Source organism: Rhodanobacter sp. DHG33 (genome assembly GCF_014843005.1).
Lineage (GTDB): Bacteria > Pseudomonadota > Gammaproteobacteria > Xanthomonadales > Rhodanobacteraceae > Rhodanobacter_A.
Map to the genome: position 1 here is coordinate 303,944 of NZ_JACYXM010000001.1, position 12,174 is coordinate 316,117.

Sequence of the window (12,174 nt, forward strand, 5' to 3'; positions counted from 1 at the left end):
CGGGGTACCATCGCCGTTCCGGCCTCGCCTTCCTCACCGGATACCGTGCTGCATATTGATCTGGCCACCATCGCCTTGTTCGGCGCCCTGCAGGCGCTGTTGCTGGCGCCCCTGCTGCTCGCCGCCACGCGGGCCTTCTCCGGTATCGCGCGCACCAGCCTGCGCATCTGGGGCACGGTGCTGCTGCTGCAGGCATCGGGCTGGGTACTGATGGGATTGCGTGGGCACGCCAGCGACTGGCTGTCGATCGTGCTCGCCAACGGCCTGCTGATGGTCTCCTATGCCGAGACCACGCGCGCGCTGCGTCTGCTGCTGGACGTGCCGCAGCACCGTGCCCTGCTGCTGGTCATCGGTGCAGCCGGCTGGCTTGGCATCATCTGGTTCGGCATGGTCATGCCCGACTACCGCATGCGCGTGTACATCGCGACACTTGCGCTTGGCATCTACCTGCTGTTGCTGGTGTGGCCACTGCGCCACGCACTGCGCCGCGGCGGCTCGACCGCGCAGCGGGTGATGCTGCTGGTGTTGCTGGGCGCATTGGCAGCGTGGGGCGCACGGCTGAGCGAAATGGCATTCCGCCCCGATGCCGCCACAGGGCTGCTGGCACGCTCGCCAGCTAACACGCTGGAGATGATTTATAGCGCGGTGGAACCGGTGCTGGCCAGCATCGGCTTCCTGCTGATGTATAACGAGACAGTGCAGGCCGAGCTGCATCGGCTGGCGCGCATCGACCCGCTAACCGGCACGTTGAACCGCCTCGCGCTGGATGAGGAGTCCCAGCGGCTGTTCCGTGAAACGGATCGCCCCAACACGCTGGCCGCGCTGGTTATCGACGTCGACCACTTCAAGCGCATCAACGACAATTTCGGCCATGTCACCGGCGATAGCGTGCTGGCGGCACTGGCCGTCGGCATCCGCTGGCGGCTGCAGCCACCGGCCGTGCTGGGCCGCATGGGTGGCGAGGAATTCCTTGCCCTGCTGCCCGGCACGGGCGTGGCCGAGGCCATGGCATTGGCCGAGCAGCTGCGCATGGCCGTCGCCGCCATGCAGCTCGTGCCCGACGCTGCGGTTTCAGGCGTCACCATTTCCGTCGGCATCGCCGCGTACCGGCCCGAGGACGCCAGCGTGGACGACCTGATCCAACGCGCGGATAGGGCGCTCTACGATGCTAAACGCACCGGGCGCAACCGTGTCGTCGCCGCCATAGACGACGCCTCGCCGGTCCTGCCCGGTTCGGCCAGCGATTCGCCGCAGACGGCATCGAACTCGCCTACGGAAAGCTAGCGGCCACCGCGCGCACGTCGCCGGCAAGCGAGTTGCATCGCCCTCGACGTGACCGTGCGACATGCCGCACACTGCCGCGCATGCCGCCTGCCCCTCGCCACCTTCGCCACTGCCTCGCTGCACTGTGCCTGCTGCTGCCGCTCGCGTCGGCGGCGCAGGATTCGCGCAACGCCTACCTGCGGCAATTCGACACGGACGGCAACGGCTGTGTGAGCGAGGCCGAATACGTGGCCTACATGAGCCGTGGCTTCGAGCAGATGGACCGCAACCACGACGGCGTACTGGAACCGGACGAGCTCCCCGGCGGCCACGGCAAGCCGGTAACGCTGAAGGAATGGCAGGACAACCTGCGGCGCCAGTTCCGCAGACTGGACCGCCATCGCAACGGCTGCCTCGACGCGCAGGAGCTCACGGCACCGCCAGGCTGAAGGCCACCCCGCGTTGCCCCTGGCACGCGCCGCACGGCGATGCGCTATCGTTCCGCGTCCGCCGTCGCATCCCACGCCATGAACACGCCCGCAGAACACACGCCGCAACGCCGCGCCGCCCTGACCTTCATCTTCGTCACCGTGATGCTGGACATGCTGGCGTTCGGCATCATCATCCCGGTGCTGCCGCATCTGATCGAAGGCCTGATCGGCGGCGACATCGCCAAGGCGGCCTCGTGGGTGGGCTGGTTTGCCGCCTTCTTCATGACCATGCAGTTCGTGTTTTCGCCGGTGCAAGGTGCGCTGTCGGACCGCTTTGGCCGCCGCACGGTGATCCTGATTTCCAGCTTCGGCCTCGGCGTGGATTTCATCGTGATGGCGCTGGCGCCGACGCTGTGGCTGCTGTTCGTGGGACGCCTGTTCTCGGGCGCCTGCGCCGCGAGCTTTTCTACCGCGAACGCCTATATCGCCGATGTCGTGCCGAAGAAGAAACGTGCCGCGGCGTTCGGTATGCTTGGCGCGGCGTTCGGCATCGGTTTCATCATCGGGCCCGCGCTGGGCGGTTTCCTTGGCCATTGGCACCTGCGCCTGCCCTTCTGGACGGCGGCGTGCCTGTCGCTGCTCAACTTCTGCTACGGCTGGTTCGTGCTGCCCGAGTCGCTGCCCAAGGAACGCCGCTCGCCGCGCTTCGACTGGCGCCACGCCAACCCGTTCGGCGCGGTGGTGCTGCTGCGCCGCTATCCGCAGGTGTTCGCGCTGGCCGCGGTGTTCTTCCTGCTCAACCTTGCGCAGTTTTCGCTCAACTCCACCTATGTGCTGTTCACCGACTACCGCTTCGGCTGGGGGCCACAGGCCGTGGGCTACACGCTGAGCCTGGTGGGCTTGTGCAGCGGACTGGTGCAGGCGGTGCTGGTGCGCCGGCTGATGCCGAAGCTGGGCGAGCGGCGGATGATCCTGGTCGGCCTGGCGCTGTGCGTCGTGGGCTATCTTGCGTTCGGCTTGGCGCCTACTCCCTTGCTGTTCCTGCTGGCGATTCCGGTGTTCTGTCTTGGCGGCCTCGCCGGGCCGCCGGCGCAATCGATCATGACCCACCAGGTCGATCCGCACGAACAGGGCCGCCTGCAGGGCGCACTCACCAGCCTGGCCAGCCTCGCCGGCATCTTCGGCCCTGCGATGTTCGCCAACCTGTTCGCACTGTTCATCAGCGACCATGCGCCGGTACGTCACCTGCCGGGTGCGGCCTTCGTGCTGGCCGCCATGCTGCTGGTGGTGGCGACGCTGGTGGCGATCCGCGCCACCCGCCATGCCGTCACGACTCCCGCTTCCGCCGGCGAGGCCACGGCTCCCGCTGCACACTCGGCCCTTGGTGATGTGCTGGCACCCGAAATCGCTTCCTCCCACCCCCCGGAGCAAATCCCATGAGTCTCTCCATGTACCAGGCCAGCGTCCCCGTCTTCGTCCGTGCACTCACCAATCTGCGTCACGTTCTGCAGAAAGGCGAAGCGCACGCCAAGGCCAAGAACGTCGCCGATGCCGTGCTGCTGCAGACGCGCCTGATCCCCGACATGCTGCCGCTGGTGAAGCAGGTGCAGATCGCCTGCGACATGGCCTGCCGCGGCAGCGCCCGCCTTGCCGGCGAGGAGCCGAAGAGCTTCGAGGACAACGAGGCGACGATGGCCGAGGTGTACAGCCGCGTCGACCGCGCCATCGCCTATGCGCAGTCGTTCAAGGCCGAACAGATCGACGGCAGCGAAAGCCGCACGATTCGCCTCAAGATGCGCAGCGGCGAGCAGGAGATGCCCGGCCAGTCCTACCTGCTGCAGTTCATCCTGCCCAACCTGTATTTCCACTGCGCCACTACCTACAACCTGTTCCGCAGCATGGGCGTGGAGATCGGCAAGAGCGACTTCATCGGCGACATCTGACGACGCCGAAAGCGCGGCGGCGGCACCCTGTCGCCGCCGCTAGGGTGCGCTCCCCTGGGCGCCATGCGATAGCCATGCACGGCCCGAGGCGAGATCCACGGTCAGTACCCACTGCTTGAAGAACGGCGCCCCGAGGTTGCCGTCCTTGATCAGGTCGAGCGCCAGCGCCTTTCCTTCGACCGGAATACCGCCAGCCACCTCGAACCGCACCGGCTGCGGGCTGCTCTTGCCGGGATCGAGCCGGAACATCGGAGCCAGGTATTTCGCAACGATGTAAGCCCCGCCCGCATTTCCCGAATCCAGCTCCATCCACGCCATGCCCTTCGGCGTCGGCACGCCGACGTCGACGGTCAGCGCCACGCCCTCGGCATCCCGCACCAGACGGATCGGGACTTCTCGGGCATGGCGCATGCGCGCCTTCAGGCTTTCGGCGCTTTCGATCGTGAGCGTGCGTCCGGACGCATCGAAGGTGATCGCACGGCCGGCGAACAGATCAAGCCCGAGCGAACCGTCCAGACGCGGCGCATCCTTGGGAACCAGGTTCATGATGTCGAACACGCCGGCTTCCGGGGCTTTCATGGATACGCCCGCGACGTCGAATGTCAGGTTATCGCAACGCTGGAAGTCCAGGCGCTCCCCGGTCATCCGGAATCCCGAGATCCTGCCCCATGGCGTGCAGCCGACAGCCTTGGCGAAATCCGGGCTGATGATCGTGACTCCGCCACCCGTATCGAACAGGAACAGTCCCTGATGACCGTGCACTTCGGCCCGCAACGCCAGTGCCGAACCCAGATAGGGCTCCAGCTTTATCGTCACCGGCGTTGAAGTCGAAGCCTGCGCGGCACCCCAAGCCGCCATGAGACCGAACGAAGCGAGTGCATGAGCCAGAAGCTTCTTCCGCACGATGACTCTCCTGCGTCTTTTCGTGCCGTCGACGGCACGACGCCCGCATACTGCGCTGGCCGTCCGGCCCGTGCCATGTGCTCGAAGTCAGGGGCCGTTGCGCCCGTATCCCGGCGACCAGCCGCATTTGCGCGCCCGGGCATGCGATCCGAGCGCATGCCGGGGCGCCCTCGCCGCATGATCCGCCACGCATTGCGTAGCGACATGCGAAAATCGCAGCCTGCCCCTGCCGGCCTACCGCATGCTGCGCCTCACTGACATCAAGCTCCCGCTGGACCACCCGGCGGAAGCCCTTCCTGCCGCGATCCACGCGAAGCTCGGCATCGCGCCCGAAGCGCTACGCGGGTTCGCCGTGTTCCGCCGCGGCTACGACGCGCGCAAGCGCGGCGCGATCGCGCTGATCTACACGCTGGATGTGGAAGTGACCGACGAAGCCGCCCTGCTGGCGCGCCACGCCGATGATCGCCACGTGCAGCCCACGCCTGACACCAGCTACCACTTCGTAGCACAGGCGCCGGCGAAGCTGGAGCATCGTCCCATCGTGATCGGCTTCGGCCCCTGTGGCATCTTCGCGGCGCTGATCCTGGCGCAGTCGGGCTTCCGCCCCATCGTGCTGGAGCGCGGCAAGGCCGTGCGCGAGCGCACCCAGGACACCTGGGACCTGTGGCGCAAGCGCAACCTGCACCCCGATTCCAACGTGCAGTTCGGCGAGGGCGGCGCGGGCACGTTCTCCGACGGCAAGCTGCACAGCCAGATCCGCGACACGCAGCACCACGGCCGCAAGGTGCTGACCGAATTCGTGAAGGCCGGCGCGCCGGAAGAGATCCTCTATGTCAGCAAGCCACACATCGGCACGTTCCGGCTGGTGACGATGGTGGAGAACCTGCGCGAAAGCATCGAGGCACTGGGCGGCGAGATCCGCTTCGGGCAGCGCGTGGATGATCTACTGGTCGAAACCGATGCGCACGGCGCACGCCGCGTGCGCGGCGTGCGGCTCGCCGACGGCGGCGAGCTGCGCGGCGACCATGTCGTCCTGGCGCTGGGCCACAGCGCGCGCGATACCTTCGAGATGCTGCACGCGCGCGGCGTCTACGTGGAAGCCAAGCCGTTCTCGATCGGTTTCCGCGTCGAGCACCCGCAGTCGCTGATCGACCAGGCGCGCTTCGGCCCGCAGGCCGGCCATCCCATCCTCGGCGCAGCGGACTACAAGCTGGTGCACCACGGCAAGGACGGCCGCTCGGTGTACAGCTTCTGCATGTGCCCCGGCGGCACCGTGGTAGCAGCCACCAGCGAACCCGGCCGCGTGGTCACCAACGGCATGAGCCAGTATTCGCGCAACGAGCGCAACGCCAACGCGGCGCTGGTCTGCGACATCCGCCCCGCCGACTACGCAGCCTACGGCGAAGGGCCGCTGGCCGGCATCGCATTGCAGCGGCACTGGGAAACTCACGCCTTCGAGATGGGTGGTGGCGACTACAGCGCACCGGGCCAGCGCGTGGGCGACTTCCTGGCCGGCAAGGCGTCGCGCGCCATCGGCGAAGTGCAGCCCTCGTACAAGCCGGGCGTGCGGCTCACCGATCTTTCTACCGCACTGCCCGATTACGCGGTGGCGTCGATACGCGCCGCGATCCCCGCCTTCGACCGCCAGATCCGCGGCTACGCGCTGCCCGACGCCATGCTCACCGGCGTGGAAACACGCACCTCCTCGCCCGTGCGCATCCGCCGCAACGACGACAACCTGCAGAGCCTCAACACCCACGGCCTGTACCCGGCCGGCGAAGGTGCGGGCTACGCGGGAGGCATCCTTTCCGCGGCCGTGGATGGGATACGCGTGGCGGAGGCGGTGGCGCTTGCGATCACCACGCCTCGTTCATCCTGAGCGTAGCGCCGAAGCTGCGACGCGTGGAGCGGATATGGATACTCGCGCTTTGAGTAGCGAGGCAGTCGGCGCAACGCTTCGACTTCGCCCGCTGCGCGGGTCACGCTCAGCGCGAACGGTTTACGGGCGCTTCACTGCCACTCTACGCGGCCAACCACACGCCCCAGTGCGGCATCCATCTTCTTGCACAACTTGGGCGTGCCGTTGACCAGCACCGGCTCGGCGGCAGGCTTGAGCATGGGCACGTCCATCAGCGAATCGGTGTAGGCGACCTGCCATGCACGCACGCCGTGCGCGGACAACGCCTTGAGCTTGTTCGCGCCGATGTTGTGGAAGCCGGTGCGCATGCCCGACCAGCCGGGGCGCAGCCGCGAGGCCAGCAGTTCGACATCGCCGAGCCCGAGCTGCCCAAGGATGCTGCCGACCAGCGCCTGCTCGCAGCCGGTAACCACGATCACGCGATCGCCGGCCTGCTGGTGGCGGCGCAACTGGCGCAGTGCGTCGCGATTGCAGCGGCGCGAGTTCTGCACCAGCCCGGAAGCGAAGGCTTGGGCCTTTGCCTGGTAACGCTTTTCCCCCGTGGCGAACAACGCGACATGCACCAGGGTGCGCGCCGCCAGACGCCGCGAGAACGGCAGCATCAGCAGCAGCCACGGCAGGCAGGGCAGCACCATCAGCTTGCGCAGCAACGATCGCTGGTAGCGGTCGCGGATGAACAGCTCGAACGCGTCGCCGTGCAGCAGCACGCCGTCGAAATCGAACAGCACCACGCGCTGCGCAACCGCCTCTTCGCCCGCCGTCGCGGGCTGCTCGATGCCTTCGACCTGCATGGGCTTCACTTCGTGCCGAACAGCCGCTTCAGTTCCGCGCCGGGGTCCTCGGCGCGCATGAAGGCTTCGCCGACCAGGAAGGCATTGATGCCGCCTTCGCGCAGTCGCGCCACGTCTTCCGGCGTGCGGATGCCGGACTCGGCGACCAGGATGCGGTCGTATTCCATCCGCTCCTGCAGCGCCAGCGAGGTTTCCAGCGAGGTCTCGAAATTGCGCAGGTTGCGGTTGTTCACGCCGATCAGCGGCACCGGCAGCGCCAACGCGCGTTCCAGTTCGTCTTCGTCGTGCACTTCGCACAACACGTCGAGGTCGAGCTCGGCGGCCTGCAGGGAGAGCTGCAGCAGCACGTCGTCATCCAGCGCGGCGACGATCAGCAGCACGCAGTCGGCACCGATCGCGCGCGCTTCGTGCACCTGGTAGGGATCGATGATGAAGTCCTTGCGCAGCACCGGCAGCGAGCACGCCGCACGCGCCTGCTGCAGGAAGGCTTCGCTACCCTGGAAGAAATCGCTGTCGGTGAGCACGGAAAGACAGGCTGCGCCGCCCTTCTCGTAGCTCTTGGCGATCGCCGCCGGGTCGAAGTCGGGGCGGATCACGCCCTTGCTGGGGCTGGCCTTCTTCACCTCGGCGATCACCGCCGGTTTGCCGGCGTTGATCTTCGCCTCCATCGCAGCGGCGAAGCCGCGCGTGTCGGGTAGATCGGGGATGCGTGCGGCCAGCTCGGCGAGCGGCAGGCGGGCCTGGCGTTCAGCGACTTCTTCGGCCTTGCGGGCGAGGATTCGATTGAGGATGTCGGTCATGGCGCTAGAGCCTGTCTGTGCTCTTGGGGATGCGGAGGGCCGGAGCATCGCAGCGACGGGGAGCGGCGCTGCGTCGTCACGCTATCACACCCTGCCTGACAAGCGCTGCGTCGCTGCCACGAAGGCGCGCATTTTCGCATGTGCCGCGCCGCTGGCAATCGCCGTGCGCGCCAGCCCGATGCCGCCGGCGATCGAGTCGGCCACGTTCGCCGCATACAGCGCCGCGCCCGCATTGAGGCAGACGATGTCGTGCGGCACGCCGCGCTCGCCGGCCAGCGCCTGTTCAAGCATCGCCCTCGACTCGGCCACGTCGGCCACGCGCAGGTTGCGACTGGAGGCCATCGCCAGGCCGAAATCCTCCGGCTCCACCTCGTACTCGCGCACCACGCCGTCGCGCAGCTCGCCGACGAGGGTGCCCGCGCCCAGCGAGATCTCGTCCATGCCGTCGCGCCCCCACACCACCAGCGCGCGTTGCGCGCCGAGCTGCTGCAGCACGCGCACCTGGATGCCGACCAGGTCGGGATGGAACACGCCCATCAGGATGTTCGGTGCGCCGGCCGGATTGGTCAGCGGGCCGAGAATGTTGAACAGCGTGCGCACGCCCATTTCCTTGCGCACCGGCGCCACCACCTTCATCGCCGGATGGTGGTTGGGCGCGTACATGAAGCCGATGCCGGTTTCGTCCAGGCACTCGGCTACCTGTGCAGGCGCGAGGTCGATCTGTGCGCCCAGCGCCTCCAGCACGTCCGCGCTGCCGGATTTGGATGAAACGCTGCGGCCGCCGTGCTTGGCGATGCGCGCGCCGGCCGCCGCCGCCACGAACATCGAGGCGGTGGAAATGTTGAAACTGGAGGCCCCGTCACCGCCGGTGCCGACGATGTCGAGCAGGTGCGCAGTGTCGCCGCGGACCGGCACCGCCGCCGCCAGCTCGCGCATCACCCGCGCCGCGCCGGTGATCTCGCCCACGGTTTCCTTCTTCACGCGCAGGCCGGTGACGATGGCCGCGGTCATCAGCGGGCTCACTTCACCCGCCATGATCTGGCGCATCAGCGCGATCATCTCGTCGTGGAAGATCTCGCGATGCTCGATCGTGCGCTGCAGGGCCTCCTGCGGCGTGATGGTGATCGCGCGCGCGCTCATGCCGCCAGTTTCCGCCGCGGCAGACCGAGGAAGTTGGCGAGCATGTCGTGACCATGCTGGGTGAGGATGGACTCGGGATGAAACTGCACGCCCTCGACCGGCAGGGTCTTGTGGCGCAGGCCCATGATCTCGTCGATGCTGCCGTCCGCGTTCTCCGTCCACGCCGTGACTTCGAGGCAATCCGGCAGCGAGCCCTGCTCCACCACCAGCGAGTGGTAGCGCGTGGCCTCGAACGGATCCGGCAAGCCGGCGAACACGCCCTGCCCGCGATGGCGCACCGGCGAAGTCTTGCCGTGCATGATCTGCTTGGCGCGGATCACCTTGCCGCCGAAGGCCTGGCCGATCGCCTGGTGGCCGAGGCACACGCCGAACACCGGGATCGCGTCCGACAATGCGCGCAGCACGTCCAGCGACACGCCGGCATCGTCCGGCGTGCCCGGGCCCGGCGAGATCATGATGTGCGAGGGCTTCAGCGCGCGGATGCCCGCCACGTCCAGCGCATCGTTGCGCACCACCTTCACCTCCTGCCCCAGCTCGCCGAGGTACTGCACGAGGTTGAAGGTGAAGCTGTCGTAGTTGTCGATCATCAGCAGCATGGCGCGGCGTCTTCGCAGGAGAACCCGGGGAGACGGCATCATACCGGCATGCGGCAATCCATGCGCCGCGGGCATCGCGCAATGGACGTCCAAACGCCGCGGCGGCGGGTCTATGCGTCGCAGGGTGCACGCATCCATCGGGCACTCCGGAGCTTGGGCGGTTGACATCAAACTTCGCTCAAATGAGAATGCATCGCATTAACTAAATGTGCGATACCGGCTCCCCGCGCCGTTTCTCGCCTTGTTCCAGGAACCCTCCCGCGATGAATCTCTACGCACTGCTGCTGGGCATGGCTGGCGCCGTCCTGGCCTATCTGGCCGGCGCCAGGCAGGGCCTGCTCGCCAAACGACTGCCCGGAAGCGTGCGCGTGCTCGCCGCGACCCTGCTCGCCGCCAGCCTCGCGGCGTGGATGGCGGCTGCAGGTCCTGGCGCCGGTATCGCGGCGGCGCTGACCTGCTGGATGCTGGCGTGGGTGGCGCTCCCCTATTTCGCCTGGTGGCGCGGCGCGAAGGTGTCGCAGCGATGATCGCGCGCTGCCTGGCCGGCGTCCTCCTCGGGTTCACGCTTGCCGCCGCGCTGCCCGCGCTCCTGATGCGCGTGCTGCCCAACGGCAGCGCCTGGCTGATTCCGCTGCTGATCCTGTTTTTCCCGCTGTGGACTGCTTTCATGGCCGGCTCGTATGCGGCGCGAAGCGGCACGCGCGCATGGCTTTCACTGGGCGGTGCGAATGCAGTCGCCTTCCTCGCACTCTGGCTGCTGCCGCATTGAAGGCGGGCGACACGCGATGAAAGCCGCCACGATCCGCCGTTTCCAGACCGTGCACACCTGGACCGGCCTGCTTGCCGGTTTCGCGCTGTTCGTGGCGTTCTACGCCGGCGCGCTGACCGTGTTCCACGACGAGATAGCCGCATGGCAGAACCCACCATGGCGCGCCGCGCCGGACGCCCGAGTGCCGGTGGACGCGCTGATCGAAAGCCTGCTCGCGCACCATCCGGAAACCCGTGACGATTTCGGCATCGTGCTGCCCGGTGGCGGCCACGGCGCGCCGTATGCGTTCTGGCAGGGCAAGGACGGCGCGCGCTTCGCCACCGCGAGCCAGATGGACGCACCCGCCGCCGACGCAGGTGGCGGCAATCTCGCCGACTTCGTGTACGCGCTGCACGATTCGCTGGGCCTGCCGGTGGTCGGCCTGTATCTGATGGGCATCGTCAGCGTGCTGTACGGCCTGGCGCTGGTGTCGGGCTTCCTGATCCACCTGCCGCAATTGCTGAGCGACCTGTTCGCGTTGCGCGCGGGGCGCAACCTCAAGCGGCTGTGGCAGGACGCGCACAACGCCATCGGCGTGCTCAGCCTCCCGTTCCATGTGATCTTCGCGCTGACCGGCGCGATCTTCTGCCTGTTTGCCGTCACGCTGCTTGCGCTCAACACGGTTTCGTTCAACGGCAAGCTGTTCGGATTGTTCGCGCAGGCCGTGGCGACAGCCCCGGCAACGAAAGCCAGCGGCGCAACCGGCGCGATGTTGTCGCCCGATCAGCTGATCGCACGTGCGCGCGTCGCCGCACTGGCGCAAGGCGTCAGCAGCTTCGATCCCGATTACCTGCACTTCGTGCACTACGGCGACCGCAACGCGGTGGTCGAGGTGCGCGGACTGTCGCAGCACACCCTCGGCACGTACGGCACGGTGGCGCTGTCGGCGCGCGACGGCAGCGTGCTCGCCGCGCATGTCGGCGCCGGGCAGGATGCCAACGGCATCAGCTGGTCAGCGCTGTATGCGCTGCATTTCGGCAGCTTCGGCGGCAATACGGTGCGCTGGCTGTATTTCGTGCTGGGGCTGGCCGGCGCCTTCCTGTTCTATTCCGGCAACCTGCTGTGGGTGGAATCGCGGCGCAAGCGACGCCACGCGGATCAGCCGCTGCGTACGCGAGTGATGGCGCGCGCCACGGTGGGCGTATGCATCGGCACGTGCTTCGGCATTTCAGGCGCCTTCGCTGCGGCGCTGGCCTGCTCGCACCTTGGCATCGACGCAGCGTTGGTGCAGCGGCTCGCCTGTTATGGATTGTTCCTCGCCGCCTGCGCCTGGGCCTTTGCCCGGCCGGTCGCGCGTGCCGCCACCGAACTGCTTGGTGCGACCGCCGCACTCACCATCGCCGTGGCGATGGCCGACCTGCTCGGCAATGCCGGCCGCTGGCTGCAGCCGTGGACACCCGCGACACATGCCGTGCTGGCCGTCGATCTCACCGGCATCGCGCTCGGCCTGATCTTCGCGCGACTCGCACGCGCGGCGCTGCGGCGCGGGCGCGACGGCGATCCGAACAGCGTGTGGGCACTGCCCGCACGCGCCGCAGCGGCGGCGAACTGAATCCCCTTTCCGGCAAGCCTGTGCCAGCC

The 12,174-nt window shown here is 67.8% G+C and carries 13 protein-coding genes; 8 read left to right on the plus strand and 5 right to left on the minus strand.

Annotated elements, in window-relative coordinates:
* The first annotated feature begins 45 nt into the window (after positions 1-45).
* The 4 genes from IHE46_RS01270 (at position 46) to IHE46_RS01285 (ending at position 3,637) form a co-directional block, all read left to right on the plus strand.
* On the plus strand, positions 46-1,284 hold the full coding sequence (locus tag IHE46_RS01270) for a GGDEF domain-containing protein (RefSeq protein ID WP_192162756.1): 1,239 nt from the start codon (positions 46-48) through the stop codon (positions 1,282-1,284).
* Positions 1,285-1,364: 80 nt separating this feature from the next.
* A complete protein-coding gene (locus tag IHE46_RS01275) occupies positions 1,365-1,712 on the plus strand; it encodes a hypothetical protein (protein ID WP_192162758.1) in 348 nt (115 codons plus the stop codon).
* Positions 1,713-1,790: 78 nt separating this feature from the next.
* Positions 1,791-3,134: a TCR/Tet family MFS transporter gene (locus IHE46_RS01280; RefSeq protein WP_192162760.1), complete on the plus strand. Its 1,344-nt coding sequence runs from the start codon at positions 1,791-1,793 to the stop codon at positions 3,132-3,134.
* Positions 3,131-3,637 (plus strand): DUF1993 domain-containing protein, encoded by a 507-nt coding sequence (locus IHE46_RS01285; RefSeq protein ID WP_192162762.1) that lies wholly within the window; start codon positions 3,131-3,133, stop codon positions 3,635-3,637. The genes IHE46_RS01280 and IHE46_RS01285 overlap by 4 nt, the downstream gene beginning before the upstream one ends.
* A 39-nt stretch (positions 3,638-3,676) precedes the next feature.
* On the opposite strand, the gene IHE46_RS01290 is transcribed toward IHE46_RS01285, so the two are convergent.
* Positions 3,677-4,540 carry an aspartyl protease family protein gene (locus IHE46_RS01290; protein WP_192162764.1) on the minus strand — a complete coding sequence of 288 codons (864 nt, stop codon included), beginning with the start codon at positions 4,538-4,540 and terminating at the stop codon, positions 3,677-3,679.
* 241 nt (positions 4,541-4,781) lie between these two features.
* Here IHE46_RS01290 and IHE46_RS01295 point away from each other — a divergent pair, with 241 nt between their 5' ends.
* Positions 4,782-6,419 carry an NAD(P)/FAD-dependent oxidoreductase gene (locus tag IHE46_RS01295; protein WP_192162766.1) on the plus strand — a complete coding sequence of 546 codons (1,638 nt, stop codon included), beginning with the start codon at positions 4,782-4,784 and terminating at the stop codon, positions 6,417-6,419.
* Between the two features lie 131 nt (positions 6,420-6,550).
* Here IHE46_RS01295 and IHE46_RS01300 read toward each other — a convergent pair whose 3' ends face one another.
* From IHE46_RS01300 to IHE46_RS01315, 4 genes are all read right to left on the minus strand, one after another.
* Entirely contained in the window at positions 6,551-7,249 is a 699-nt protein-coding gene (locus tag IHE46_RS01300; protein WP_192162768.1) for an HAD family hydrolase, read from the minus strand.
* A 5-nt stretch (positions 7,250-7,254) separates the two neighbouring features.
* Complete coding sequence (trpC, locus tag IHE46_RS01305) at positions 7,255-8,049, minus strand: indole-3-glycerol phosphate synthase TrpC (RefSeq protein WP_192162770.1); 795 nt, start codon at positions 8,047-8,049, stop codon at positions 7,255-7,257.
* Positions 8,050-8,133: 84 nt separating this feature from the next.
* The gene (gene trpD / locus IHE46_RS01310) at positions 8,134-9,189 is read right to left on the minus strand and encodes an anthranilate phosphoribosyltransferase (protein ID WP_192162772.1); all 1,056 of its coding nucleotides are present in this window, start codon (positions 9,187-9,189) and stop codon (positions 8,134-8,136) included.
* Positions 9,186-9,785 (minus strand): aminodeoxychorismate/anthranilate synthase component II, encoded by a 600-nt coding sequence (locus IHE46_RS01315; RefSeq protein ID WP_192162774.1) that lies wholly within the window; start codon positions 9,783-9,785, stop codon positions 9,186-9,188. Before IHE46_RS01315 ends, trpD begins: the two co-directional genes overlap by 4 nt.
* Before the next feature lie 263 nt (positions 9,786-10,048).
* On the opposite strand from IHE46_RS01315, the gene IHE46_RS01320 reads away from it, so the two are divergent.
* The 3 genes from IHE46_RS01320 to IHE46_RS01330 are packed head-to-tail and all read left to right on the plus strand — an operon-like array spanning position 10,049 to position 12,145.
* The gene (locus tag IHE46_RS01320; RefSeq protein ID WP_192162776.1) at positions 10,049-10,312 is read left to right on the plus strand and encodes a hypothetical protein; all 264 of its coding nucleotides are present in this window, start codon (positions 10,049-10,051) and stop codon (positions 10,310-10,312) included.
* A complete protein-coding gene (locus IHE46_RS01325; protein ID WP_192162777.1) occupies positions 10,309-10,554 on the plus strand; it encodes a hypothetical protein in 246 nt (81 codons plus the stop codon). Before IHE46_RS01320 ends, IHE46_RS01325 begins: the two co-directional genes overlap by 4 nt.
* 16 nt (positions 10,555-10,570) lie before the next feature.
* Positions 10,571-12,145 (plus strand): PepSY-associated TM helix domain-containing protein, encoded by a 1,575-nt coding sequence (locus tag IHE46_RS01330; RefSeq protein ID WP_192162779.1) that lies wholly within the window; start codon positions 10,571-10,573, stop codon positions 12,143-12,145.
* Positions 12,146-12,174 lie beyond the last annotated feature (29 nt).

Excerpts from the sequence above, each read along its gene's own strand:
- IHE46_RS01320 (WP_192162776.1), top strand. The coding sequence starts at position 10,049 with ATGAATCTCTACGCACTGCTGCTGGGCATGGCTGGCGCCGTCCTGGCC.
- IHE46_RS01300 (WP_192162768.1), bottom strand. The coding sequence starts at position 7,249 with ATGCAGGTCGAAGGCATCGAGCAGCCCGCGACGGCGGGCGAAGAGGCG.
- IHE46_RS01275 (WP_192162758.1), top strand. The coding sequence starts at position 1,365 with ATGCCGCCTGCCCCTCGCCACCTTCGCCACTGCCTCGCTGCACTGTGC.
- IHE46_RS01280 (WP_192162760.1), top strand. The coding sequence starts at position 1,791 with ATGAACACGCCCGCAGAACACACGCCGCAACGCCGCGCCGCCCTGACC.
- trpD (WP_192162772.1), bottom strand. The coding sequence starts at position 9,189 with ATGAGCGCGCGCGCGATCACCATCACGCCGCAGGAGGCCCTGCAGCGC.
- IHE46_RS01330 (WP_192162779.1), top strand. The coding sequence starts at position 10,571 with ATGAAAGCCGCCACGATCCGCCGTTTCCAGACCGTGCACACCTGGACC.
- trpC (WP_192162770.1), bottom strand. The coding sequence starts at position 8,049 with ATGACCGACATCCTCAATCGAATCCTCGCCCGCAAGGCCGAAGAAGTC.
- IHE46_RS01295 (WP_192162766.1), top strand. The coding sequence starts at position 4,782 with ATGCTGCGCCTCACTGACATCAAGCTCCCGCTGGACCACCCGGCGGAA.
- IHE46_RS01315 (WP_192162774.1), bottom strand. The coding sequence starts at position 9,785 with ATGCTGCTGATGATCGACAACTACGACAGCTTCACCTTCAACCTCGTG.
- IHE46_RS01285 (WP_192162762.1), top strand. The coding sequence starts at position 3,131 with ATGAGTCTCTCCATGTACCAGGCCAGCGTCCCCGTCTTCGTCCGTGCA.
- IHE46_RS01325 (WP_192162777.1), top strand. The coding sequence starts at position 10,309 with ATGATCGCGCGCTGCCTGGCCGGCGTCCTCCTCGGGTTCACGCTTGCC.